The 24,324-nt window shown below is 41.3% G+C and carries 23 protein-coding genes; 20 read left to right on the forward strand and 3 right to left on the reverse strand.

The genetic code is table 11. From position 1 onward, the window contains the following. The first annotated feature begins 2 nt into the window (after nt 1-2). From dnaK to holA, 7 genes are all read left to right on the forward strand, one after another. A complete protein-coding gene (gene dnaK, locus NZ900_08630) occupies nt 3-1,835 on the forward strand; it encodes a molecular chaperone DnaK (protein MCS7234144.1) in 1,833 nt (610 codons plus the stop codon). Beyond that, nucleotides 1,835-2,974, forward strand: a complete 1,140-nt coding sequence (gene dnaJ / locus NZ900_08635; GenBank protein MCS7234145.1) for a molecular chaperone DnaJ — start codon at nt 1,835-1,837, stop codon at nt 2,972-2,974. Before dnaK ends, dnaJ begins: the two co-directional genes overlap by 1 nt. Further along, nucleotides 2,974-3,774 (forward strand): 50S ribosomal protein L11 methyltransferase, encoded by an 801-nt coding sequence (locus NZ900_08640; protein ID MCS7234146.1) that lies wholly within the window; start codon nt 2,974-2,976, stop codon nt 3,772-3,774. Before dnaJ ends, NZ900_08640 begins: the two co-directional genes overlap by 1 nt. Next, nucleotides 3,740-4,462, forward strand: coding sequence for a 16S rRNA (uracil(1498)-N(3))-methyltransferase (locus tag NZ900_08645; GenBank protein ID MCS7234147.1), 723 nt, complete (start codon nt 3,740-3,742; stop codon nt 4,460-4,462). Before NZ900_08640 ends, NZ900_08645 begins: the two co-directional genes overlap by 35 nt. A 1-nt stretch (nt 4,463) precedes the next feature. After that, nucleotides 4,464-5,675 (forward strand): tRNA (N(6)-L-threonylcarbamoyladenosine(37)-C(2))-methylthiotransferase MtaB, encoded by a 1,212-nt coding sequence (mtaB, locus tag NZ900_08650; protein ID MCS7234148.1) that lies wholly within the window; start codon nt 4,464-4,466, stop codon nt 5,673-5,675. A gap of 65 nt (nt 5,676-5,740) precedes the next feature. After that, complete coding sequence (gene leuS, locus NZ900_08655) at nt 5,741-8,227, forward strand: leucine--tRNA ligase (GenBank protein MCS7234149.1); 2,487 nt, start codon at nt 5,741-5,743, stop codon at nt 8,225-8,227. Next, a complete protein-coding gene (gene holA / locus NZ900_08660; protein ID MCS7234150.1) occupies nt 8,214-9,167 on the forward strand; it encodes a DNA polymerase III subunit delta in 954 nt (317 codons plus the stop codon). The genes leuS and holA overlap by 14 nt, the downstream gene beginning before the upstream one ends. On the opposite strand, the gene rpsT is transcribed toward holA, so the two are convergent. Further along, nucleotides 9,127-9,423, reverse strand: coding sequence for a 30S ribosomal protein S20 (rpsT, locus tag NZ900_08665; protein MCS7234151.1), 297 nt, complete (start codon nt 9,421-9,423; stop codon nt 9,127-9,129). The genes holA and rpsT overlap by 41 nt on opposite strands. Nucleotides 9,424-9,495: 72 nt before the next feature. Here rpsT and NZ900_08670 point away from each other — a divergent pair, with 72 nt between their 5' ends. The 6 genes from NZ900_08670 (at nt 9,496) to groL (ending at nt 14,696) form a co-directional block, all read left to right on the forward strand. Next, nucleotides 9,496-10,656: a sensor histidine kinase gene (locus NZ900_08670; protein ID MCS7234152.1), complete on the forward strand. Its 1,161-nt coding sequence runs from the start codon at nt 9,496-9,498 to the stop codon at nt 10,654-10,656. Next, a complete protein-coding gene (locus NZ900_08675) occupies nt 10,653-11,255 on the forward strand; it encodes a response regulator transcription factor (protein ID MCS7234153.1) in 603 nt (200 codons plus the stop codon). Before NZ900_08670 ends, NZ900_08675 begins: the two co-directional genes overlap by 4 nt. After that, on the forward strand, nt 11,224-11,607 hold the full coding sequence (locus tag NZ900_08680) for a response regulator (GenBank protein ID MCS7234154.1): 384 nt from the start codon (nt 11,224-11,226) through the stop codon (nt 11,605-11,607). Before NZ900_08675 ends, NZ900_08680 begins: the two co-directional genes overlap by 32 nt. After that, a complete protein-coding gene (tsaD, locus tag NZ900_08685) occupies nt 11,604-12,608 on the forward strand; it encodes a tRNA (adenosine(37)-N6)-threonylcarbamoyltransferase complex transferase subunit TsaD (protein ID MCS7234155.1) in 1,005 nt (334 codons plus the stop codon). The genes NZ900_08680 and tsaD overlap by 4 nt, the downstream gene beginning before the upstream one ends. A gap of 166 nt (nt 12,609-12,774) precedes the next feature. Beyond that, on the forward strand, nt 12,775-13,065 hold the full coding sequence (gene groES / locus NZ900_08690) for a co-chaperone GroES (protein MCS7234156.1): 291 nt from the start codon (nt 12,775-12,777) through the stop codon (nt 13,063-13,065). Between the two features lie 14 nt (nt 13,066-13,079). Then, nucleotides 13,080-14,696, forward strand: coding sequence for a chaperonin GroEL (groL, locus tag NZ900_08695; GenBank protein ID MCS7234157.1), 1,617 nt, complete (start codon nt 13,080-13,082; stop codon nt 14,694-14,696). 59 nt (nt 14,697-14,755) lie between these two features. On the opposite strand, the gene NZ900_08700 is transcribed toward groL, so the two are convergent. Beyond that, nucleotides 14,756-16,057, reverse strand: a complete 1,302-nt coding sequence (locus tag NZ900_08700; GenBank protein MCS7234158.1) for a tetratricopeptide repeat protein — start codon at nt 16,055-16,057, stop codon at nt 14,756-14,758. 16 nt (nt 16,058-16,073) lie between these two features. Then, nucleotides 16,074-16,937 (reverse strand): hypothetical protein, encoded by an 864-nt coding sequence (locus NZ900_08705; GenBank protein MCS7234159.1) that lies wholly within the window; start codon nt 16,935-16,937, stop codon nt 16,074-16,076. A gap of 240 nt (nt 16,938-17,177) precedes the next feature. Here NZ900_08705 and NZ900_08710 point away from each other — a divergent pair, with 240 nt between their 5' ends. From NZ900_08710 to NZ900_08740, 7 genes are all read left to right on the forward strand, one after another. Then, a complete protein-coding gene (locus tag NZ900_08710; GenBank protein MCS7234160.1) occupies nt 17,178-17,672 on the forward strand; it encodes a (2Fe-2S)-binding protein in 495 nt (164 codons plus the stop codon). A 29-nt stretch (nt 17,673-17,701) separates the two neighbouring features. Beyond that, a complete protein-coding gene (locus tag NZ900_08715; protein ID MCS7234161.1) occupies nt 17,702-18,889 on the forward strand; it encodes an alanine--glyoxylate aminotransferase family protein in 1,188 nt (395 codons plus the stop codon). Further along, a complete protein-coding gene (locus NZ900_08720) occupies nt 18,890-19,783 on the forward strand; it encodes a dihydrodipicolinate synthase family protein (protein ID MCS7234162.1) in 894 nt (297 codons plus the stop codon). Nucleotides 19,784-19,835: 52 nt separating this feature from the next. Next, entirely contained in the window at nt 19,836-20,510 is a 675-nt protein-coding gene (locus tag NZ900_08725; protein ID MCS7234163.1) for a SagB/ThcOx family dehydrogenase, read from the forward strand. A gap of 119 nt (nt 20,511-20,629) precedes the next feature. After that, nucleotides 20,630-21,115, forward strand: coding sequence for a 4Fe-4S dicluster domain-containing protein (locus NZ900_08730; protein MCS7234164.1), 486 nt, complete (start codon nt 20,630-20,632; stop codon nt 21,113-21,115). A gap of 9 nt (nt 21,116-21,124) precedes the next feature. Further along, nucleotides 21,125-22,951 carry an aldehyde ferredoxin oxidoreductase family protein gene (locus NZ900_08735; GenBank protein MCS7234165.1) on the forward strand — a complete coding sequence of 609 codons (1,827 nt, stop codon included), beginning with the start codon at nt 21,125-21,127 and terminating at the stop codon, nt 22,949-22,951. Next, nucleotides 22,948-24,162, forward strand: a complete 1,215-nt coding sequence (locus tag NZ900_08740) for an FAD-dependent oxidoreductase (GenBank protein ID MCS7234166.1) — start codon at nt 22,948-22,950, stop codon at nt 24,160-24,162. The genes NZ900_08735 and NZ900_08740 overlap by 4 nt, the downstream gene beginning before the upstream one ends. Nucleotides 24,163-24,324 lie beyond the last annotated feature (162 nt).

Here is a 24,324-nt window from a genome sequence, read left to right on the forward strand (position 1 = left end):
GAATGGTAAGCAAAGAAAAAGTTGTTGGAATTGACCTTGGAACTACTAACTCAGTTATAGCTGTAGTCGAGGGCGGTCAGCCCATAGTTATACCTAATGCAGAAGGGAGTAGGTTAACCCCTTCAGTTGTTGCCTTTACAAAAGATGGGCAACGACTTGTGGGGCAGCTTGCTAAAAGGCAAGCTATAGTTAATCCTGAAAGGACAATAGTTTCCATAAAGCGTAAAATGGGGACAGACTATAAGGTGGTCATCGACGGAAAAGCCTATACTCCACAGGAGATCTCAGCTATGATACTTCAGAAGCTTAAGCAGGATGCGGAAGCTTACCTTGGTGTTCCCATTAGAAAGGCGGTCATAACTGTTCCTGCCTACTTCACTGATGCTCAGAGACAAGCTACAAAAGATGCAGGCGTTATAGCTGGTCTTGAGGTTTTAAGAATAATAAACGAGCCGACAGCCTCTGCTTTAGCCTATGGTCTTGACAAGCAAGGGGAACAGACGATACTCGTTTTCGACCTAGGTGGTGGTACCTTTGATGTATCCATACTTGAGGTTGGGGATGGGGTGTTCGAGGTTAAAGCTACATGTGGGGATAACCATCTTGGTGGAGATGACTGGGATCAAAAGATAATTGACTGGCTTGTTAGCGAATTTAGAAGGGAAACCGGTATAGACCTTAGAAATGATAGAATGGCTATGCAGAGGTTAAAGGAAGCTGCTGAAAAGGCTAAGATCGAGCTTTCCTCTATGGTGGAAACCATAATAAGCTTACCTTTTATTTCAGCTGACCATACTGGACCGAAGCACCTTGAAAGAACTTTAACAAGGGCAAAATTCGAGGAAATGACGCATGATCTCGTTGAGAGGCTTGTTGGCCCCACTTTGAGGGCCTTAGAGGACGCGAAGCTTTCTCCTTCTGATATAAGTAAGGTTCTTTTGGTTGGTGGTTCTACGAGGATGCCTATGGTTCAGAGAAAGGTTAAGGAGCTTTTGGGTAAGGATCCTTCTAAGGAGATTAACCCTGATGAGTGTGTTGCTATAGGTGCTGCGATACAGGCTGCCATACTTGCTGGGGAAGTTAGAGATGTCGTCTTGGTGGATGTAACTCCGTTGTCGCTCGGTATAGAGACCTTAGGTGGAGTTTTCACTAAGATAATAGAGAGGAATACTCCCATACCTGTTTCTAAAAGTCAGATCTTTACTACGGCTGTCGATAATCAGACTTCTGTTGAGATACATGTTCTTCAAGGAGAGCGTCCAATGGCTGCTGATAATGTCACCCTAGGTAGGTTTATTTTAAGTGGCATACCTCCTGCACCAAGAGGTGTTCCACAGATTGAAGTAACCTTTAACATCGACGTTAACGGTATACTTCAGGTTTCTGCAAAAGATCTTGCTACAGGGAAGCAACAGGCGATAACCATAAAGTCTACCAGGCTTTCTGAAGCTGAGATAGAGAGGATGAGGAAAGAGGCCGATCTTTACGCTGAGGAGGATAGAAAGAAGAAGGAGCTCGCCGAGGCCCGAAATCAGGCGGATAGTCTTATTTATTCCACGGAGAGGACCATGCGCGATTTCCAAGATAAAATCACAAGTGCTGAAAAAGAGGAACTTAATAAGGCAATAGAGGAGCTTCGTTCTAAGATGAGCGGTAACGATATAAATGCTATAAAGAAGGCTACAGAGGAGCTAACTAATAAGCTTCATAAGGTTACTTCAAGGCTTTACGCTAGTGGTGCCCAAGCTCATGGTTCTCAGGGATCTCCTGGAGCCGGAAGCTCAGGTAGCACTATGGATGCTAACTTCAGGGAGGCAAGTGGTGGTAGTAAGTAATGAGGGATTATTACGAGATATTGGGTGTTCCTCGAAATGCATCGCAAGAGGAGATAAAAAAGGCCTATAGGAGGTTAGTTAGGCAGTATCATCCGGATTTGAATAAAGATAATCCGGAGGCGGAGAAGAAATTTAAGGAGATAAATGAAGCTTATGAGGTTTTAAGTGATCCAGAGAAAAGGGCTAAATATGACCAGTATGGTAGGGTTGATGGAGACTTTAGGCCGCCTCCGGGTGGTGGCTTTGATTTCGATTTTGGTAGAGGTTTTGATTTTGGCTTTGATCCGTTTGAAGATATATTTGAAAGGTTCTTTGGAGGGAGTTTTAGGAGAAGGGCTGAAGATCTGGGTCCTAAAAGAGGAGCAGATCTTGAAATGCCTCTCGAAATTACCTTAGAGGAGGCCTTTAGGGGAGGGGAAAAGGAGATAAGTGTTCCAAGGTGGAAGGTGTGTTCTGCATGCGGAGGAACAGGAGCTGCACCGGGTACCTCCCCAAGAGGTTGCCCCTATTGTCGTGGTACAGGTAGAGTAGAGGAGCGACGCTCAAGTATATTTGGTGAGTTTATAAGTGTTAGAACATGCTCTAATTGTGGTGGTAAAGGTACTATTATAGATAAAGTTTGCTCTAGCTGTAATGGTAGCGGTAGGATAAGGGAATGGAGAAAAATAATAGTGAATATACCAAGAGGTGTAGAAACTGGAACCCGCTTGAGAATAGCTGGAGAAGGAGAACTGGGAGAAAGAGGAGGACCTCCAGGTGACCTCTTTTTGGTTATAGATGTTAAGCCTCATCCTCAGTTTGAGAGGAGAGGGCGTGATCTTTACTATAAGCTTAAGCTTTCTTTCCCTGAGCTTGCTCTCGGAGCAGTTGTAGAGATTCCTACCATAGATGGAGATAAGGTCGAGCTTAAGGTGCCACCAGGAACGCAGGTAGGAGAAACCTTTAAGATTCCAAAGAGGGGTATGCCTAATATTGATGGTAAAGGTAGAGGGAATATGTTTGTTGAAGTAGGTATGGAGGTACCTTCTAAGCTTACCGAAAGGCAGAAAGACTTGCTCCGTGAGTTTGCTAAAGAGAGCGGGATAAAAATAGAGGAAAACATGGGATTCTTTCAGAGGTTTAAGAAGGGGTTTGGTTAATGAGATGGTATTATCTTGATGTTTACGGTGAAAGCGAAAATGAGCTTTTCGAAAAAGTGGCATCGATGGGTTTAGAAGGGGTGGGCTTCCCATGTGAAGGGAAAGCCCACCTTAGAGTTTATTTTTACTCTTCTGGGGAAAGAGATAGGGTAGCAGAGCTACTAAAAAGCTCTTTTCAAGTTGAGTTTGGTGAGGAGGATGACAAAGATTGGGTTCGTCAGGTAGAAGAGGGTTATGAGCCAGTTAGAGCTGGAAGGTTTGTAGTGGTCCCCTCAAGTTTAACTCCTATAGTGATAAAGCCTGGCATGGCTTTTGGAACAGGGTATCACTCTTCTACAAGGATAGCGCTTAAGCTTATAGATAATGAAGTAGATAAGGTTGAGGGATTGTCTGTGGATATAGGTTGTGGAAGCGGTATACTTACTATAGCCCTTTATAAAAAGGGAATTAAGCCTATATTGGCCATAGATAATGATCTGCTGGCTTTGAGAGAAACAAGGGAAAACTTGAAAAGAAATGGGATAGAGGATGGTGTTCTTATCGTAGGTGGAGACATATTAAGCTTCGTTAGGGAGAATGTCAAGTTTAGCTTAGTTGTTGCGAATCTGGTTATGCCACTTTTTGAAGTTTGTCTAGGTGAAATAACTCAGTATATCGAAAAGGGAGGGCTTTTCATAGCTTCAGGGGTTTCTATCGCGGAGAAGGCCCCTTTCTTGAAGCTTCTTGAGCATTATTCTTTTAAGATAAAGGCCTTATTGGAGGAGGATGGGTGGATTGGAGCGGCGGCGGTTTTTTGCTGACTTAAAGGAGAATTTTGCTATAGTTAAGGGAGAAGAGGCATACCATCTTTCGGTTGTACTGAGGCTTAAAAGGGGGGATGAGGTTGAACTTTTAACCTCTCAGGGTATATGGATAGGGAAGGTAGAAGAGATTTCAAGAGATGAAGTTAAGGTTTCACTGATTAGCAGGAAGGAGATAGAGCCTCTACCTTTTGAGGCGATCCTCTTTCAAGGGGTAACAAAAGGAAAAAGGATAGATTGGCTTCTTCAGAAGGCTGCAGAGCTCGGTTGTAAGGCTTTTTATCCGATGATAACCAGGTATACAGTTGTTAATGATGTGGGAGACGAGAAGCTTAAAAGGTGGAGAAAGATATCCCAGGAAGTCTCTAAGCAGTGCGGAAGGCCCGATGTTATGGAGGTTAAGGAGCCTATAAGCTTTGATGACGCTATAAAGTTGTCTGGAGAAATAGGAGGATTAAAAATAGCTCCCTGTTTAAGGGGAGAGCCTGTCCCCTTAAGAGAGATTCTCTTGAAGGAAAGAAATAAAAGGATTTTATTTTTCATAGGACCAGAAGGTGGTTTTTCTCCTCAAGAGGTACTCTCCTTAATGTCCTCTGGATTTAAGACTGTTACCTTAGGTCCTTATATATTAAAGAGTGAAACTGCTTCTTTAATGGTGTTAAGTACCCTTTTAGCCTTATGGGGTTAATATGAAAGCGTATCTATTCTATTTGGGATGTAGGGTAAACCAAGCTGAGATAGAGGGAATAGCATCAAAATTAAAAGAAAAAGGTTATGAGGTGGTTTCCTCTCCAGAAGAGGCCGACCTCATAGTAGTTAATACTTGTGCTGTCACTAAGGAGGCTGAAAGAAAAAGTAGACAGTGTATAAGGAAATTAAGGAGGCTTAATCCTAAGGCTGAGATAGTTGTTACCGGTTGCTATGTTGAACTTGTTGGGGATAAAGTATTAGAGCTTGGAGCAGATCGAACCTTTAACAATGAGGAAAAATATAAGGTCATTGAAGGGAATGATAAAGGCAGATTTTTCTCCATATCTCAAGGCCTATTCTATCACTCAAGGCCGTTTGTAAAAGTTCAGGATGGTTGTGATGCTAACTGTAGCTATTGCCTAATAAGGGCTCTTAGAGGGAGAAGCGTTTCTCGTCCTATTGAGGAAGTGATTTACGAAGTTAAAGGGCTTATCTCCCTAGGCTATGATGAGGTGACCATAGTCGGAGTTCATCTTGGTAGTTACGGTAGGGATATAGGAAGCAGTTTGAGAGAGCTCCTTGAAAGACTTCTTTCTCTTAATGGTTTAAAGCTTCTTAGGCTTGGTTCCGTTGAGCCTTTCGATTTGGGAGATGATTTTTTAGAGCTTTATAAAAGGTTTGATAACCTTGCTCCTCATCTTCATCTTCCTCTTCAAAGCGGTAGTAATAGGGTACTTTCTCTCATGAGAAGACCTTATACTCTTGAAAGGTATCTTGAGCTTGTCTTTAAACTTAGAGAAATAAGGGATGACTTTAATGTTACCACAGATATAATGATAGGTTTTCCTACGGAGACTGATGAGGATTTTCTAATGACCTTAAAAGCTATTGAAGAGGCTAATTTTGGTAGAGTTCACATATTTACTTACTCTCCAAGGCCTGGAACGGATGCTTTTAATCTACCAAGTCTTCCAAGTAAGATTGTAGAGGAGAGATTAAATGCTGTTAAAGAAAAAGCTTTGGAAAGCGCTCTTAAGTTTAATCAGCGATTTCTTGGAAAGGTCTTGGAGGCCTTTGCCTTGGAAGATGGAAGCGCCCTTTTACCTCATTATGTTGAGCTTTCTATTGTGGGGGAACCTCCTAAAGGGCGCTGGATTAAAGCCTTCATTGAGAAGGCAACCTCCTTCGGCCTTTATGGTAGGGTTTTATGAGATTTTGTGCTAAAATAGCTTTAGTTAAGCTTGATTAAGAGGGGTTGTTGGGGAGGGAACTTCTGATGGATGCTTATGACTTTAGGGCTATAGAAGCTAAATGGCAAAAATATTGGGAGGAGAATAAGGTTTTTAGATGCGAAAGAGATGTGTCGAAGAGAAAATATTATGTTTTGGAGATGTTTCCCTATCCTTCCGGAGCTCTTCATATGGGGCATTTGAGAAATTACGCTATAGGGGACGTAGTAGCTAGATTTCTAAGGATGAATGGTTACAATGTGCTTCATCCAATGGGATGGGATGCTTTTGGACTTCCTGCGGAAAACGCCGCTTTAAAATCTGGTGTTCATCCCAATGATTGGACTTGGAGAAATATAAATCATATGAGAAAGCAGCTTAAGGAGATGGGGGCGAGCTATGACTGGGATAGGGAAGTGGCTACCTGTTCACCGGATTACTACAAGTGGACGCAATGGTTATTTTTACTCTTTTTCAAGAAAGGCTTAGCTTATAAGAAAGAAGCGCCTGTTAACTGGTGTCCGAGCTGTAAAACGGTTTTAGCTAATGAGCAGGTTGAAGGAGGAAGATGTTGGAGATGCGACTCTCTAGTTCAAAAGAGGAAGCTTAATCAGTGGTTCCTTAAGATAACGGCCTATGCTGATGAGCTTTTGGAGTCTTTGGACAAACTTGAAGGTTGGCCGGAGAAGGTAAAGATAATGCAGAAAAACTGGATAGGTAAAAGTTGGGGAACGGAGACTTTCTTTGAGATAGAGGATCTTAATGTAAAGGTTCCAATATTTACTACAAGGATAGATACGATTTATGGGGCTACTTTCTTGGCTTTAGCTCCTGAGCATACTATAGTGGATGAGATAGTAAAGGCTTCTTCTGACGGTCAAAGGATAAGGACTTTCGTTGAAGAGGTTATGAGAGAGAGCGAGATAGAAAGGAGCGCTCTTGGTAGAGAGAAGAAAGGGATATTTACTGGTTTTTATGCCAAGAACCCCTTTAATGGGGAGAGAATTCCCGTTTGGATAGCAGATTATGTCCTTATGGAATATGGAACTGGAGCTATAATGGGTGTTCCGGCTCATGATCAGAGAGATTTTGAGTTTGCTAAGCAGTACGGCCTTCCGATAAGGGTTGTTATAAGGCCCTTCGATAGGGATCTTCCTAATGAGCTTGGGGAAGCTTACGAAGGCGATGGAATTATGATCAATTCTGGTCCATGGACCGGTCTTCCTAATAAGGAGGGTATCGAGAGGATGACCCAGTGGCTGGAAGAACAAGGGCTTGGTATAAGGAAAGTTAACTATAGGTTAAGGGATTGGCTTATCTCAAGACAGAGATATTGGGGTGCTCCTATACCAGTAGTATACTGTGATAGCTGTGGGATAGTTCCTGTACCGGAGAGTGAGTTACCTGTAATCTTGCCTCTTGATGTGAATGTTCTTGAGGGAGGAGCCACTCCTCTTCCTTATCATGAGGAATTTCTTAATACTAAATGTCCGGAGTGCGGTGGCCCTGCTAAAAGGGAGACCGATACTATGGACACATTTATCTGTTCATCCTGGTACTATTTAAGATTTACAAGCCCTTGGACGGATAAGGCCCCCTTCGAAAGGGAAGATGTGGATTATTGGATGCCTGTAGACCAGTATATTGGTGGAGTGGAGCATGCTATACTTCATCTTCTTTATTCGAGGTTCTTTACCAAGTTCCTTGCGGATCAAGGGTTGGTTAAGTTTAGAGAGCCTTTCGAGAAACTCTTAACTCAGGGGATGGTCATAAAGGACGGAGCTAAGATGTCTAAGTCTCTTGGAAATGTGGTTGATCCTGATGAGATAATGAAAAAGTTCGGAGCCGATACGGCGAGGTTATTCATACTCTTTGCCTCTCCACCGGAGAAAGACCTTGAATGGAGCGATAGAGGAGTTGAAGGATGCCACAGGTTCTTAAATAGGGTGTGGAGGCTTGTTAATGAAAGGCTCGAAAAACTAAGGAGTTTATCTTCCGAGCCTATCCCTATTTCTGAGATATCTAGTAAAAGAACCAAGGAGCTTAAGAGAAAGATTCATAAGACTATCCAGAAGGTTACAGAAGACATAAAGGATAGGTTTCATTTCAATACTGCTATAAGCGCTCTTATGGAGCTTTCTAATGAGCTTGGAGATTTTGAGATTCAAAGTGAGGAGGACTTGAGGGTTTTCAAAGAGGGAGTGGAAGCCTTAATAGTTATGCTTTATCCTTTTACTCCGCATATATGTGAGGAGCTATGGTCTAGGCTTGGGCACAGCGAGATCTTAGCTTATCATCCTTGGGTATCACCTGACTCGGAAGCCTTGAAAGATGAGGAAGTTAATGTGGTAATTCAGATAGATGGTAAGGTAAGAGGCAGTATTAAGGTTCCTATAGGTTTAACTGAGGAGGAATTAAAGAGGATAGTCTTTGAGAGCGATATAGTTAAAAGAAGGATAGGGAACAAGAGGGTTGAGAAAGTTGTAATAGTTCCTGAGAAGCTTGTTAATATAGTGACCCATGATCAAGCTTAAGCCAGTATTTCTTTTGGTTTGTAAAGATGACGCTCTCCTTCATAAGTGGATAGAGAAAAACGCTCAAGGGGTGGAAGAAACTTCTTTTCTGGATGGAGGAGAACTTTCCTGGTCCAAACTTTACGAAGAAGGGAGATCTGTCTCTCTGTTCTCTGTGAGGAGGCTTGTCGTTGTTAAGAAAGCTGAGGATATACAGAAAGAGGGAGAGGATCTGTTCTTAAGCTACCTTTCTTATCCTAGCCCTAATGTTTTTTTTCTCTTAACAGCTGAATCTATTCCATCTTCAGGTAAGGTATTTAAGGCACTGGTTCAGAAAAAGCTTTATGCTGAACTTAAAAAGCCTACTGGTAAAGGGTTGTACAAATGGATAGAGGAAGAAGTAGAAAGTTTCGGCAAAAAGATAGAGGAAGAAGCTGTTTTTGTCTTGGCTGAGCGCTTTTCTGAAAACCTTGAGGTTTTAGAATCTGAGATAAAAAAGCTTATTCTTTATGTGGGTGAGAAAAGGGAGATAAAAAAGGAAGACGTTATGGAAGTCGCTTCTACCTTTATCGAGGGATCACCTTTTGAGCTTTTAGATTCTCTATTAAGTAAAGATGGCCTCAAGTTTTTAAAAAGCTTGGAGAGGAGCTTTATTATGAAGGAGCCTCCTGTTAAGATTCTTTCTACTATTGGGAAATATCTGAGAATAATGTTCTTCTTAAAAGCGGATCCCTCCTTGGAGGAAGTAATCCTGAAAGATATGCATCCTTTCTTTGCCAATAAGATTAAAAAAGGGGCGATTCTTTACGCCCCTATGAGTTTATCTATCTCTTATAAGAGGCTAGCGCTTGCAGATGATTTGATTAAAAAGGGAAGGGGAAACCCCTATGATCTTTTGGTTTGGGCAGTTTCCCCTTTATTTATAGAGAGGAAGGAGCCTGAGAAGCAAGAAGTGCCTTAAGTTGGTTTATCTTGTTTGCGAGGCGGGATTTTTTACGAGCTCCATTGTTTCTATGTAAGACGCCTTTTCTAACTGCTTTGTCTATAATGGAAGTAGCTTGAGAAAAGAGATTTTGAGCGAGTTCCAAATTCTTAGCTTCGATTGCGGCTAAAACTTTTTTGATTTCGGTCTTTATCCTGCTTTTCCAGAATCTGTTGTATAACCTATTTCTCTCTGATACTCTAATTTTTTTTGCAGCGGATTTAGTATTTGGCAAACTGGTTTCACCTCCTCTTCGAACGGAATTAATTCTATCATAGAAGTTTTCATTTTAAAAGGGGGAGACTGAATGAAGGAGAATATTTTAGGGCTTCTTATGGAGATTCAAAACAGGGTCCAGAGTGCTTTGGAGGAGGCTTGTAATGAAGTTCACTCTATGTGGGAGAAAGCAAGGGAGGAGCTTCAAAGGCTCTATCTTAGAAGGAAGGAGCTTTCAATAGAGATAGATATGGTTATAAAGGATGTGGATGAAGCTCAGCAGGAGTTTGAGAAGGCCAGGCAGTGGCTTGTGGAAGTTAGGTCGGATTTCTCTAAATATGGAGAGAGGGATATAAAAGAGGCTTATGCGATGGTGGAAAGAAAACAGTTAGAATTTTTAGGGCTCAGGGAAAAAGAGAGAGCTTTGCGTAAGGAAAGGGATTTAATAGATAAAAGGGTAAGAGAGCTAGAGGATCTTGTTGGAAAGATAGATAATCTTTTTAAGAGAATTAGATTAGCTTTTGACCTTTTAGCTGGAAATATGGAAAGGGTTGAAAAAGAACTGCTTGAATTAAAAGGTAGGGCGGAAATGGCTCCGCTTTTGGTTCAGGTTCTTGAGAAGGAAAGAAGGAGGGTTGCAAGAGAGGTACACGATGGTCCTGCTCAGTATCTCGCTAACGCTGTTTTTAGACTTGACATGTGCGAGCATCTCTTAAAAGAGGGTGTGGTTGAGAATGCGCTTAAAGAGATAAATAACCTGAAAGAGATGTTGAAGACTAATCTTTCTGATATCAGAAGATTTATAAGCGATCTTCGACCGATGGTGTTAGAGGATTTGGGTCTTATACCTGCTTTAAGGAAGTATATAGATGATTGGGCTAAGCTTTCTGGGATAAAAGTTGACTTTAGGGTACATGGAGAGGAAAACGATACGGGTGGCAAGGAGATAGAAATAGCCTTATTTAGGATAGTCCAGGAAGCCCTAAGTAACGTTTATAAGCATGCTCAGGCTTCCTCTGTTAGGATAGTCATTGAGGTGGGGAATGACTTTGTGGGAGCTTTAATTCAGGATAATGGTTTGGGGTTTGATTTATATGAAGTTAAGAAATTGAGTGTGGAGAAAGGATCTCTAGGAATTTTTAGTATGGAAGAAAGGGCGAAAGCTTTAAGAGGTACCTTTAAAATATTTACGGAGAAGGGAAAGGGCACTAAGATAGTTGTTAGGATCCCTAAAGGAGGGCTGGGCGTATGATTAAAGTAATGCTTGTCGATGATCATCTTCTTTTGAAGGAAGGTTTAAGGAAGCTTTTTGAAACGGAAGGAGACATAGAGGTAGTTGCTGATGCCTCAACAGGAGAGGAAGCTATAAGGCTCGTTAGGGAGATTGATGTGGATCTTATATTGATGGATATATCTATGCCCGGCCTTGGGGGTATAAAAGCTATAAAAAAGATAAAGGAGATAAAACCGGGAGTGAAAATAATAGTTCTTACCATGCATGATGATGAGGCTTGTAAGATGGAGGCGCTTAGGGCAGGGGCTTCGGAGTATTTAATTAAAGATATCGGTGCCTGCGAGCTTCTTAGAGCTATAAGAAGTGTGTGTGGTTTCTATAAAGAGGAAGACCTCCCGATCTTTACTCCTCGAGAGAAGGAAGTTCTATCTTTAATAATCAAGGGCAAGAAGAACAAGGAAATAGCTAAGGAGCTTGGTTTGAAGGAAAAGACAGTTAGAAACTATGTTTCCAATATACTTCAAAAGCTTGGGGTGAAGGATCGAACTCAAGCTGTGATAATGGTTTTAAGGGAGGGACTTAAAGTTGGAGAAGATAAGGGTGGTTCTAGCAGATGATTTGGAAGATACTAGGAGAAATCTTAAGGTTATGCTATCTTTCAGTAAAGATATAGAAGTGATTGGCGAAGCAAAGGATGGTAGCGAAGCCTTAGCTCTTGTAGAGAGCTTAAGGCCTGATGTGCTTATATTGGATATAAGTATGCCAAGGATGGATGGAATAAGCGTTTTAAAGATTATATCTAAGAGGTTTCCAGGAGTTAGGGTTGTAGCTATATCGTTTCAGGATGATGAGGAATATGAGAAGGCTTTAAAAAAACTTGGAGTTTCATCCTATCTTGTTAAACCGTTTACTATATCTCAGCTTATCGATGCAGTTAAGGTAGCCTTCATAGGGGGTAGAAATTCTTGATAATACTTGGTATAGAGACTTCCTGTGATGAGACTTCCGTTGCTTTAGTAGAAGGTGGTAAAAGGGTTATAAAAAATGTGGTTTTATCTCAAGTTAAAGATCACGCTCCTTACGGTGGGGTTGTTCCTGAGATAGCCTCTAGAAAACACTTAGAGGGACTTCTTCCTCTCATAAGTCAGGTCCTTTCAGGTTTTTCTCCTAAGGATATAGATGGTGTGGCTGTTACCGTCGGTCCAGGACTGATAGGATCTCTTACTATAGGCTTGATGTTTGCTAAGACGCTTGCTTGGATATGGAAAAAGCCCCTTTTAGGGGTGAATCATCTTGAGGCTCACGTTTATGCTTTATTTTTAGAATATCACGAGCTTTCTTTTCCTTTCTTATGTTTGCTTGTTTCAGGTGGTCATACCGAGCTCTTTCTTTTTAAGGATCATGGTGATTTCGAACTTGTTGGGGAAACAAGAGACGATGCTGCTGGTGAGGCTTTTGATAAGGTGGCGAGAATACTTAATTTGCCCTATCCTGGTGGACCAGCTATAGATGAGATCTCTAAAAAGGGGGATCCTTACTTTATCGAATTTCCATATCCTCTTGAAGAAGGACTTGACTTTAGTTTTAGCGGAATAAAAACTGCGGTACGGTTGTTTTGGGAGGAGAACAAAGGCAAGGTAAGGGTTGAAGATGTCGCAGCAAGCTTCCAACGAAAGGTAGTTGAAATCTTGATAGATAAGCTTAAAAAGGGAGCTTTGCTTAAGAGAATAAAAAGGATCGCTTTAGTAGGGGGTGTTGTAGCAAATAGCCTTTTAAGATCGAGACTGAGGGAGCTTCAAGAGGAAGGTTTTGAGGTCTTTTATCCATCTATATCTTTGTGTACTGATAACGCTGCTATGGTTGCCTCAGCTGGGTATTATGAGTTGAAAAGGGAGAGGGTAGCCCCCTTAACTATTACTGCCCATCCTAATTTAAAGATAGGAGAAGATTTTTTGAGATTTTATACATAAAACCCCATAAAATGGCTGATCTTTGGTTTTTATTCTCCGGTTTTGCTTAATTCTTTTGTTGCTTTACTAAGCAAAGGGTCTTATTATTTAGGATGTCGTTAGCACTCCTCATCAATGAGTGCTAATAATAACAGGAGGTTAATAGCGAGGAAGGGGGGATGTAACTATGAAGCTTCGTCCGCTTGGTGACAGAGTGATTGTGAAAGTTTTGGAGACAGAAGAGAAGACTAAAAGTGGTATAGTTCTTCCAGATACCGCTAAGGAGAAGCCCCAACAGGGTGAAATTATCGCTGTTGGAACCGGAAGGATTCTTGATAATGGCCAGAAGGTTCCATTGGAGGTAAAGGTTGGAGATAAGGTTATATTCTCAAAATATGCTGGTACCGAGGTTAAAGTAGAAGGGGAAGAGTTTTTGATTTTAAGCGAAAGAGATATTTTAGCTATTATTGAAAGATAGGGAGGTGATTTTAAATGGCCGCTAAGATAGTTCTCTTTGATGAAGATGCACGCAGAGCCCTTGAAAGAGGGGTTAACAAAGTAGCTGATACTGTTAGGGTTACTCTTGGTCCAAGGGGTAGAAATGTAGTTTTGGAGAAGAAGTTTGGTTCTCCGACGGTTACTAACGATGGAGTAACCATCGCTAAGGAGATAGAGCTTGATGATCCCTTTGAGAACATGGGCGCTCAGCTTGTTAGGGAGGTAGCGAGCAAAACTAACGATGTAGCAGGTGATGGTACAACGACCGCTACCGTTTTGGCTCAGGCTTTAGTTCGTGAAGGTTTGAAGAACGTAGCTGCTGGTGCTAATCCTGTATTCTTGCGTAGGGGTATAGAGAAGGCTGTTGAAACTGTGGTTGAGGAAATAAAGAAGATGGCTGTCCCCGTTAAGGAGAGAACGAAGATAGCTCAGGTTGCTGCTATTTCCGCTAACGATCAGGAGATTGGAAACCTTATAGCTGAGGCTATGGAAAAGGTTGGTCATGAAGGTGTAATTACCGTTGAGGAATCTCAGACCATAGGAACTACCCTTGAGATGGTTGAAGGTCTCCAATTTGATAAAGGGTATATCTCTCCTTATATGATAACTGATGCTGAAAGAATGGAGGCGGTTCTTGAGGAACCATACATCTTGATAAGTGGTAATAAGATATCTAACATCAGGGATTTCTTACCAGTTCTTGAGAAGGTCGTTCAGACTGGAAAGCCATTGCTCGTTATAGCTGAAGACGTAGAGGGAGAGGCTCTGGCTACTTTAATAGTTAACAAGCTTCGTGGGACATTGTTAAGTGTTGCTGTTAAGGCTCCTGCATTTGGTGAGAGAAGAAAGGCTATGCTTCAGGATATAGCGATAGTTACAGGTGGTCAGGTGGTTTCTGAAGAGCTTGGTATCAAGCTTGAGAACGTAACTTTAAATATGCTTGGTAGGGCCAAGAAGGTTAAGGTTGGCAAGGAAGAAACGACCATAATTGGTGGTTATGGTGATCCTGAGGCTATTAAGAAGCGCGCTGCTCAGATAAGGGCAGAATTAGAGCAAGCTACAAGTGAGTACGATAAGGAGAAGTTAAGGGAGAGACTTGCTAAGATACTTGGTGGAGTTGCCGTTATCCAGGTTGGTGCTCCTACTGAGACAGAGCTTAAGGCTAGGAAATACAAGATCGAAGATGCTTTGAATGCTACTAAAGCTGCAGTAGAAGAGGGTATCGTTCCTGGTGGTGGAGTAGCTTATATTAACTCTATACCTGCCGTTGAAAAGCTTATTGAGAAGCTTGAGGGTGACGAGAAGACAGGCGCTATGATAGTTAGAAAAGCCCTTGAGTATCCGATTCGTCAGATAGCTGAGAACGCTGGATTTGACGGCTCTATAATTGTTCAGAAGGTCAGGGAGGCTGACAAGGGAACTGGATTTAACGCTCTCACTGGTAGGCTTGAAAACATGATGGAGGCTGGAATAGTTGATCCTGCGAAAGTCGTTAGGTGTGCTCTTCAGAATGCTGCAAGCATCGCTAGCATGATAATCACTACTGAGTCTCTCGTAGCTGAGAAGCCTGAAAAGGAGAAAAAAACGCCTGAAATGCCCCCCATGGACTAAGAGATAGATTATAAAAGGGGCCCTGGAGGATTTTACCTCCAGGGCCCCTACTTTTTAATTCAATCTGTTATCTTTCTTATCCAATCTCCCACGGCTATGTCCTTTCTTATCCACTTTGTTACCTTTCCAAAGGATATCTTTTCTCTAACCATCTCTATCTCAATGTAGCCTATTACTATCTCATCATAGCCTATAACTTCTTGTTTGGTTGGGTCTATTATAGGCCTTCCTTTTCTAAAGATAAGGAATTTGTCCCCTTTCTCTACTCCCTTTTCTACTCCTGCATTTATGATGACCTTTCCCTTATCATCTATCCAAGCTATTTGAGCTACTAAACCGCCTCTCTTGAGCCATTCGAGTTTTCTTTTTTCCTCTTCAAGTTTCTCCTTTTCAAGCTTTGAAGGGTGTATTGTCGGGGCCAAGTTCCAGTATTGAAATATCCTATCTGCAACTTTCTTAGTCAGAGCTGCAAAGGCGGTTAAGAGCTCCGTTTGAGTTAGGTTTCCTATAGGGAGTAAATCTGGTATTGTTTCATTTAATATCCATGTCATAAAGTTAATTACTGTTCCAACTGTTATGATTTCAGCTTCACCGCTTATAAGTATAGGTATTTCCGTATAAAAAAGCAGAGTCCCAAGCCTTTTTGACCTTACGGCCCTGTAAACTTCTTTAACCATGTCCTCCATCCATATATTTTGTTCCCACTTTATGGTTTTCGACAATGGATCTACTACCTTTATGTTAACTGCAAAATCAGCATCTTTTAGGCCTACCTTTTCTCTTGAGGAGCTAAAGGATACAAATATAAGTAAATCAGCATCTTCTGATAGCTTCTTTATATTATTTTCATAAAGCTGATTTGCTAGCACCTCTATGCCTTCATATCTTAAAAGTCTGCTCCTTATTTCGCGAGCTATGGCCTCAGCGAACGGTTCAACTCTGCCTTCTAGTCTCTCATCTTTCGGAGTGCTTATTATGGCAAGCTTTCTTGCTTCTTTTAGTAATCTCGGAGGAGACTCTGGAGGAGGACTTTCTATTTCCCGTTCTATTTTATTTAATCTTTTGCTTAAGGCTTCGTATTTAGGTTCTATACTTAGGGTCCTTTTATAGCACTCCTGGGCGGCGTCAAAATATCCTAATCTCTCGTAACACATTCCAAGCCAGAACCAAGCATCAGCCGAGTTAGGATATCTTTCAGTAAGTTTTTTGAGAAATATAATTCCCTCTTCGTAATCTCCTGCTTCGTATAGCGCTTTTCCTCTCTCTAACTCCTGTTCAAGATTTATCTGAGAGGAAACCGGTCTCCCAATAGCGAGAAAAAGTATTAAAAAGGCAGGAATGATTATTATAACTTTCTTCAAGGGAATTCACCTCCCCTTATGGATACAAAGGCCTTTCAACTATATCTCCCTCCTTTGGAGGATCTGCTTCGCTATCTCTAACCCTTATTATTTCCACTATTGCTTCATGAGCTTTAAGTTCCTTAACCTGTAGATCGAAAAGCCTTTGTGGTATTAGTACTACTGGTCTTTTGGGATCTATGGTCTTTACGCTTTTGCTTCTTATTAGATATAAAGTATCGTTTTTTCTTAGTCCATCCTCTTCTCCGAGGTTTATTAAAAACCTCTTTTCATCGAGTACCGCTATTATTCTTCCTCTTAAAGGAAGATATCTTGCTACCAGGTTTGCTCCCTCAAAGATTACCTTTCTTAAGGCTCCTCCAAGAGCGCCTTTTTCAACCTCTTTCCATGTTTTTCTTTCCTTATCTTCAAGGTATGGTAGAACTTGGTTATCCGTTCCTAAAATTACCCTTTCGAAAACTATCTTCTCCTCTTTTATATCGAGCAGTTTAATCTCTAACTCAAGAGTAGCTTTCCAATTTGTCCCTAGAGTTTCACCTTTTCGAATTATGCAGCTTAGTATCTTACTTTGAAGAACGAAATCCATATCTTCGTACTTTTCGTAAGGATCTTCATTCTCTTTTAAAGATGGTAAAAGATGTATTTTCAGCCTATTAAATCTCCTGAAGTATCTGAGCATCATTTTAGTTGCTTCCTCTCCCAAGACATCTCTTATTTCATATTTGTTAGGGTATATTTTGACATCGCTTTCGTTAACCACAGGGATTATTCCGATTTTCAATGGGAAATCAAGAATTCTTTCTACACTAGCTGATGTTCGGGTGTAAAGACTAGATAGTAACATAAATATGACGAAGATTTTAAAAGGATTTCTTTTCATCTTTGCCCTCCTTTCTTAGCTTTAAAAAAAGCGTATTAATATTATTATAGCAAGATTTGCAGAAATTTTAGCTAACACTGGTAATCGGCCCAGTAAATTAATATGATGTTTTGCTTGACATCATATGTTAAATGGTTGAAAAAACTCACTTGGTAAGAGAAAATAACCGAGCTTTTGGTGATATAATAAAGTGTTGGAGATTTAAGAAATGGATTCTTGGTAAGGAGGTGGATGCATTAAGTGCAGAGATTAGATTGCTGTATAACATCGAGCTGTTGTCAGTGTGAGAGTTCCATTCGATTGGTAAGTGAGGTTTGTCCTGCTTGTGGGAAGCAGGGATTGGCTGTTAAGAACTTTACAGTGAAACATATCGTTAAAGAGCAGTATTTAAATGATGTGGGTGATGGTGATTACTTTTTATGTATGAATCCAGAGTGTGATGTGGGCTATTACGGCCGTGGGAAAGTATTTTCGAAGAATCAGTTAAAAGTTCCCATTTGGCTTAAAAGGGATGCCAATCCCAAGTATGTATGCTACTGTAGTAAGGTAACTGAGGAAGATGTTATAAATGCTGTTTTGGAGAAAGGTGCAAATACAATTGCTGATGTTTGCAAAATTACAGGTGCCATGTCTAACTGTAAATGTGAGATCAATAATCCTACAGGTAGCTGTTGTTATAATATAGTTAAGGAAGCTTTTGAGAGGGCATTGGTGCTAAAAAGAAACAGGGTATAAGGTCAAGTTTGAAAGGAGGGGTTTTTCCGTTGAAGACTCTTGGGAGGAGACCAACTTACGACAAGATTCTGATGGGACCAGGTCCATCAACTGTGGGGCCTCGCGTCTTAAGGGCTATGTCTGAGCCGGTTATGGGGTATTTTGACGAAGATTTTCTATCTATATTAAACGAAACTCGTGAACTATTGAGATATGTTTTTCAGACCAAAAATGAGTTAACTCTAGCCGTTTCTGGAACTGGAACTGCTGGAATGGAGACAGCATTGTCTAATCTTATAGAACCTGGAGATAAGGTTATTATATGCGTTAAAGGATTTTTTGGTAATAGGATGGTTGAGATAGCTCAGAGATATGGGGCAGATGTTAAGGTAGTTTCAGCTCCATGGGGTGAGCCTATCTGTCCTGATGACTTAGAGAAGGCTTTAAAAGAGGCGGGGAAAGTTAAGCTTGTAGGTATAGTTCATGCTGAGACATCAACAGGTGTTTTGCAACCTCTTGAGGAGATAGCTAGAATAGTTCATGAAAGAGAGGCTTTCCTTTTAGTTGATGCTGTGACATCTTTAGGTGGTGTTGAGGTTCCGACCGACAGGCTTTCCTTAGATTTCGTTTATAGTGGGACCCAGAAGTGCTTGAGTTGTCCACCTGGTTTGGCTCCTGTAACGGTTGGCTCGAAAGCTGCCGATTATATAAGGAATCGCAAAAATAAGGTGGGAAGCTTCTATCTTGATCTTTCAATAATAGAAAAGTATTGGGATGGAGGGAAGGTTTACCATCATACTCCATCGATGAACCTTATCTATGCCTTAAATGAGGCTTTGAGGATAGTAGCTGAAGAAGGAATAGAAAATAGGTGGAAAAGACACATAAGAAATGCCAAAGCGTTAACTTCTGGACTTGAAGCAATGGGACTTGAGCTCTTGGTTAAGCCTGAATATCGTTTGCCTCCTTTAACTACAATTAAAGTCCCACAAGGTGTAGATGAAGCTCTAGTTAGAAAGCGTTTAATGACCGAGTATAGAATCGAAATAGGAGCCGGCTTAGGTGAGCTTAAAGGAAAGATTTGGAGAGTGGGTCTTATGGGATGTACATCTACTCCAAGGAATATAATGCTTTTCCTTTCTGCATTTGGTGAAATTCTCAGGTCCTTAGGTTTCAGAGCTAACGTTCAAGAGGGCTTAGATGCTGCTTCTAAGGTTCTGGAAGGCGGTGTAAGATAATTGAGGAAGCTTAAAGGTTGTTTAGCTCCGATACCTACCCCTTTTGACGAGGCGGGTGAGCTCTATTTTGACGGTTTAAAGAGGAATTTAGAGGTTTGGGCCAAAAGTTCTCTTGATGGAATAGTAGTTATGGGGTCTAATGGGGAGTTTGTGATGCTCACACAGGAGGAAAAGCTAAAGCTTCTTGAGTTTGTTAGGGAGAACTATCCTAAGGATAAGCTTCTTATTGCTGGGACTTCTTGTGAGTCATATAAGGAGACCTTATTCTTTAATAAAAAGGCTTATGAGTTTGGATACGATGCTGTTTTAGTTTTGCCTCCAAGCTACTATAAGGGTTCCATGACAAACGATGTCTTAGAAAACTATTATCTTAAGCTTGCTGATGATTCTCCTATTCCTGTTTTAATATACAATATGCCAGCAAATAGCGGGATAAACCTGCAGGCTAAGCTTGTTGTTAAGCTCTCAAGTCATCCGAATATACTAGGCATAAAGGATAGCTCGGGGAATATAGTTCAGATTTCAGAGATAGTTTGTGGTGCCAGAAAAGGTTTTGCAGTATTTGCAGGTTCTGCTAACTTCCTTCTTTCCACTTTGGTTATGGGTGGAGTTGGGGGAATAATGGCATTGGCTAACGTTATTCCAGATGTATGTTCTAAAATAATAAAGAATTTTGAGGATGGTAACATAGCTAAAGCAAGGGAGTTACAACTTCTTATACTTAAGATAAATGCTTTTGTAACTTCAACTTATGGAGTTCCTGGACTTAAAGCAGCTTTGGATATAGTTGGCTTATATGGAGGACCTCCGCGTTTACCGCTTTTGCCTCTACCTAAAGATAAAGTAGAGGAGATCAGGAAAGAGGTAGCTAAAGTCCTTGAGCAAGCTTCTTAAGGGGAAGGAGGTTCACCTCCTTCCCCTTAATTTTTAGGAGGTGATATGAAATATGCCTTTAAGGTTTTCTCGGTTGCTCATCCCTATCCTTTTACTTTTATGCTTAGTTAATGATGCGTTTTCTGCTACCTATATAAGTCTTCCACATCCTAAGCTTTCTGGAGGGATTTCTTTAGAGGAGGCTTTGCTTAAAAGGAGATCTGTAAGGAGCTACATAGATAAAGCGCTGTCTTTAGAAGAGCTATCACAGCTTCTTTGGGCTGCTAACGGTATCACGGATACCAGAAGAGGCTTTAGAACTGCTCCATCTGCTGGTGCTTTGTATCCGATAGATATCTACGTTGTAATTAATAGGGTGACTGGGGTTGACAAGGGAGTTTATCGATATCTTCCAAAGGAACACAAGCTTGAGCTTCTTAAGCTTGAAGATGTATCTTTGAAGCTTTACGAGGCGGCTCTTTGGCAAGGCCCTGTCAAGGAGGCAAGCGTAGTTTTCATTCTCGCTTCGTTTCATGAAAGGATCACATGGAAGTACGGGCAAAGAGGTATAAGATATGCTTACATAGAATGTGGTCACATTTGTCAGAATATTTTGCTTCAGGCTACCTCGCTTAAGCTTGGTGCTGTTCCTATAGGTGCGTTTATCGATGATAAGGTTTCTGCCATTTTGAATTTACCATCTAATGCGGAACCGGTATACATTGTTCCTGTGGGAAAGTTGCAATAGCAATTCAATTTTTGAGAATTATCAATATCTTTATCATAACAATATAATATATTGTTGCTCTAGTGACTTGACAATCATCTTTCATTACCCTATTCTTTTTATTTAGGGGGTGGTGATGCGTGAAGGTGTTAATTGTTGACCCGCTAAGGTGTACGGGTTGTAGGGCGTGTGAGGATGCATGCTCTTTTGCGCATGATGGAGTCTTCAATCCTGCTTATTCCAGGATTAGAGTCTTTAACTTTTTTGAGGATCTAGTTTTTGTCCCTTCTGTTTGTCTTCAGTGCGATGAGCCTTACTGTGCGGAGGTTTGTCCAACAGAGGCTCTTGAGAAGAGTCCGGATACAGGGCTTGTTAAACATGATCAGAATAAATGTATTGGTTGCAAGCAATGCCTTGTTGCTTGTCCATGGGGGGCTATTAAAGTTCACATGGGGAGCAAGAAGATAATTAAGTGTGATTATTGCAATGGGGATCCCGCTTGTGTAAAAGTATGTCCACCTAAGGCGGTAGCCTATGAAGAGCTAGAAGATGTGGTTTTAAGCAAGCAAAAGGCGACTGCCAATATCTATAAGGAAATGGTTAAGGAAATGGTAAGGGGGGGTTAACCCATGAAATTGGGTGGCTATCAGGGAAAGATTTTAAGGGTAAACCTCTCTACTGAAGAGATAAAGGTTGAACCTCTTAATGATGTGTGGGCGAGGGATTTCATAGGCGGTAGAGGATATGCTGAAAGGTTGATTTATGAGGAAGTCGACCCCAAGATAGATCCGCTTTCTGAGAAAAATAAGGTTGTTATAACTACTGGCCCGTTAGGTGGAACGCTTGCCCCGTCTTCTGGTAGAGTGATGGTTGTCACTAAGGGACCATTAACTGGGACCATAGCTTGCTCTAATGCTGGTGGGCACTTCGGTCCTGCTTTAAAGCATGCGGGATTTGATATGATAGTCCTTGAGGGTAAGGCTAAGGAGCCTGTATATCTCTGGATAAAGGATGAGAAGGTTGAAATAAGATGTGCTAAACATGTCTGGGGTAAGACTGTAGATGAGGCTGATAAAATTTTAAGAAGCGAAACTCACTCTGAAGCTGAGACCATGGTTATTGGTCCTGCTGGAGAAAAGCTATCTTTTATAGCTAATGTGATGTTTAATGCTCATAGAGCTGCAGGAAGAACCGGTGTTGGTGCTGCAGTTGGAAGTAAGAACTTGAAGGGGATCGTTGTTAAAGGGACTATACCTGTTAAGGTTGCGGATCCGGAGCGCTTCATGGAGGCGGTTTATAAAGCGAGAGAGAAGCTTGCTAAAGATCCGGTTGGGGGTTCTGCTTTGGCTTTATATGGAACTGCAGTATTAATTAATGTTATTAATGAGCATGGAGGTTTGCCTTGCTACAATGCTCAAGACGCTTACTTTAACGGGGCTAATAATATCGCTGGTGAGACTATCGCAGAAAGGAATCTCATAAGAAATGAGGGTTGTGCTGCTTGCCCAATAGCTTGTGGAAGGGTTACGGAGATAAAAGATGGTAAATATAAAGGTGAACGTGGTGGCGGACCGGAATACGAATCTGATTGGTCCTTAGGCTCAATGTGTGGTGTTTCTGATCTTGATGCTGTTATAATGGCTAACTATCTTTGTGATAGGTATGGTATAGATACTATATCGGCTGGATCGACGGTTGCTTGTGCAATGGAGCTTTATGAGAAGGGCTACATACCTAAGGGGGATTCCCCTATTCCGCTAGAGTTTGGTTGTGGTGAGGCCTTGGTGGAGGCTATTAGACTTATGGGGAATCAGGATACACCTTTGGGTAAGCTTTTAGCCCAGGGTTCTTACAGGCTTGCTGAATACTATGGGCATCCAGAGCTTTCCATGAGCGTTAAAAAGCAAGAGTTTCCGGCTTATGATCCAAGGGCTATTAAGGGTATAGGTCTTAACTATGCTACGAGTAATCGTGGAGCTTGTCATGTTAGAGGATATACGATAGCTGCTGAAATTTTAGGTAGGTTCGGTGGGGCTGATAGACTAAGGTATGAAGGGAAGGCAGCGTTGGATAAGACCTTGCAGGATGTTACTGCTGCACTTGATTCGACTGGCATATGTTTATTTACTACATTTGGGCTTGATGTTGAAGATTTAGCTGCTATGTATTCTGCTGCTACCGGCTTTGAATGTGATGTCAAAGAGTTCATGAAGATAGGGGAGAGAATATGGAATCTTGAGAAGCTATTTAACTTAAAGGCTGGATTTACTAGGAAAGACGATACCTTACCGGAAAGGCTCTTTAAGGAGCCCATAAAGTCTGGCCCATCTAAAGGAGAGGTTGTAGATAGGGAAGAGTTTGAAAAGATGCTCGATGAGTACTATGAGCTGAGAGGCTGGAATAAAGATTCTGTTCCAACGAAGTCTAAACTTGAGGAGCTTGGTATAGCTGATCTACTATGAGGCACATAATAATCGGAGCTGGACCAGCAGGTATATCCGCTGCAAGAAGGATAAGGGCTATTTCACCTAAGGACGAAGTGATAATTTTATCTAGGGATAGCGTAAAACCATATAGTAGGATGGTCCTTCCTTATATGCTCTGTGGGGAGGCCTCGTTTGAGGTCTCCCTTCTTTCTGTGCCAGAAGGGGTTAAGCTTCTTCTTGGAGAAGAGGTTATTAAGATTGATCCTAAAAATAGGCTTCTTGAAACGAGAAAGGGGAGTAAGTTTTCTTTTGACACTTTACTTATAGCCTCTGGCGCTAACCCCTTTTCTCCTGATGTTAAAAGTTCTTTTTCCTTTACCGTTAGGAATGTGGAGGATATAAAGGGTATAAAAGAGGCTATTGTGAGAGTGAAGGATAAACCTGTTATTTTAGCTGGGGCTGGTCTTGTAAATATGGAGATAGCTGATGCCTTATACAAGATGGGCATACCCTTTACTTTCGTTGTTAGATCGGACAGACTGCTTTCTCAGATTTTAGACTCGGAAGCTTCAAAAATTTTTGAGGGTATTCTCTTAAGATTGGGTTGCGATATATTTAAGGGTGAAGATATAACTGAAGTTGAAGAAACAAGGGAAGGGATTATAGCAAGACTCTCTTCGAGGAAGGTCGTGAGCGGATCTTGTGTCATATTTGGTAAAGGGGTTAAGCCCGCATCTGAAATATTAGGTGGTACAGGGATTAAGGTTAATAGGGGTGTGGTGGTTGATGAGTTTATGCAGACAAATGTAGAGGGCATATATGCAGCGGGAGATGTTGCTGAAACAAGGGATATAGTTTTCGGGGATGATAGGCTTCACGCTATATGGCCCTTAGCGGTGGAGCAGGGTAAAGTTGCCGGATCTAACATGGCTGGCCTCAGGATTAAATATAAAGGTAGTGTAACGAGGAATATAGCTAATATATTGGGGAGAACTATCTTCACGGGTGGAATGAGCGTAGAGGATAGGTTTGATGTGATAAGGAAGAAAGCTGATGGAGAATATAAGAAGGTAGCCTTAAGAGATGGTGTAATTGTTGGTTTCATTTTTATTGGAGAGATTAAAGAACCTGGTGCCTATATTTATGCTATAGAAAACGAGATTAAGGTAACCCCCTTTTTAGATAAGGTTCTTGATGGAAGTTTATCTGTTAATGATTTTCGAAAGAAAATCTATGTGATTTTGTAAGTTACCTCATCTGTAAAGTGTATGGCTCCCTATTTTAGTGAAGGACTTATCTTTTCCACAAGAGTAGTTTCCTGCCGTTTTTAGTGGCGGGAAAAGTAAGTTTTATCTATCCTCAAGAAATTTTACGTTAAAATCTCTCTTATATCATAATTGCTACCTTCA

The sequence above is a fragment of the Synergistota bacterium genome (genome assembly GCA_025060595.1).
In the GTDB taxonomy this organism is placed as follows: Bacteria; Synergistota; GBS-1; order GBS-1; family GBS-1; genus 42-11.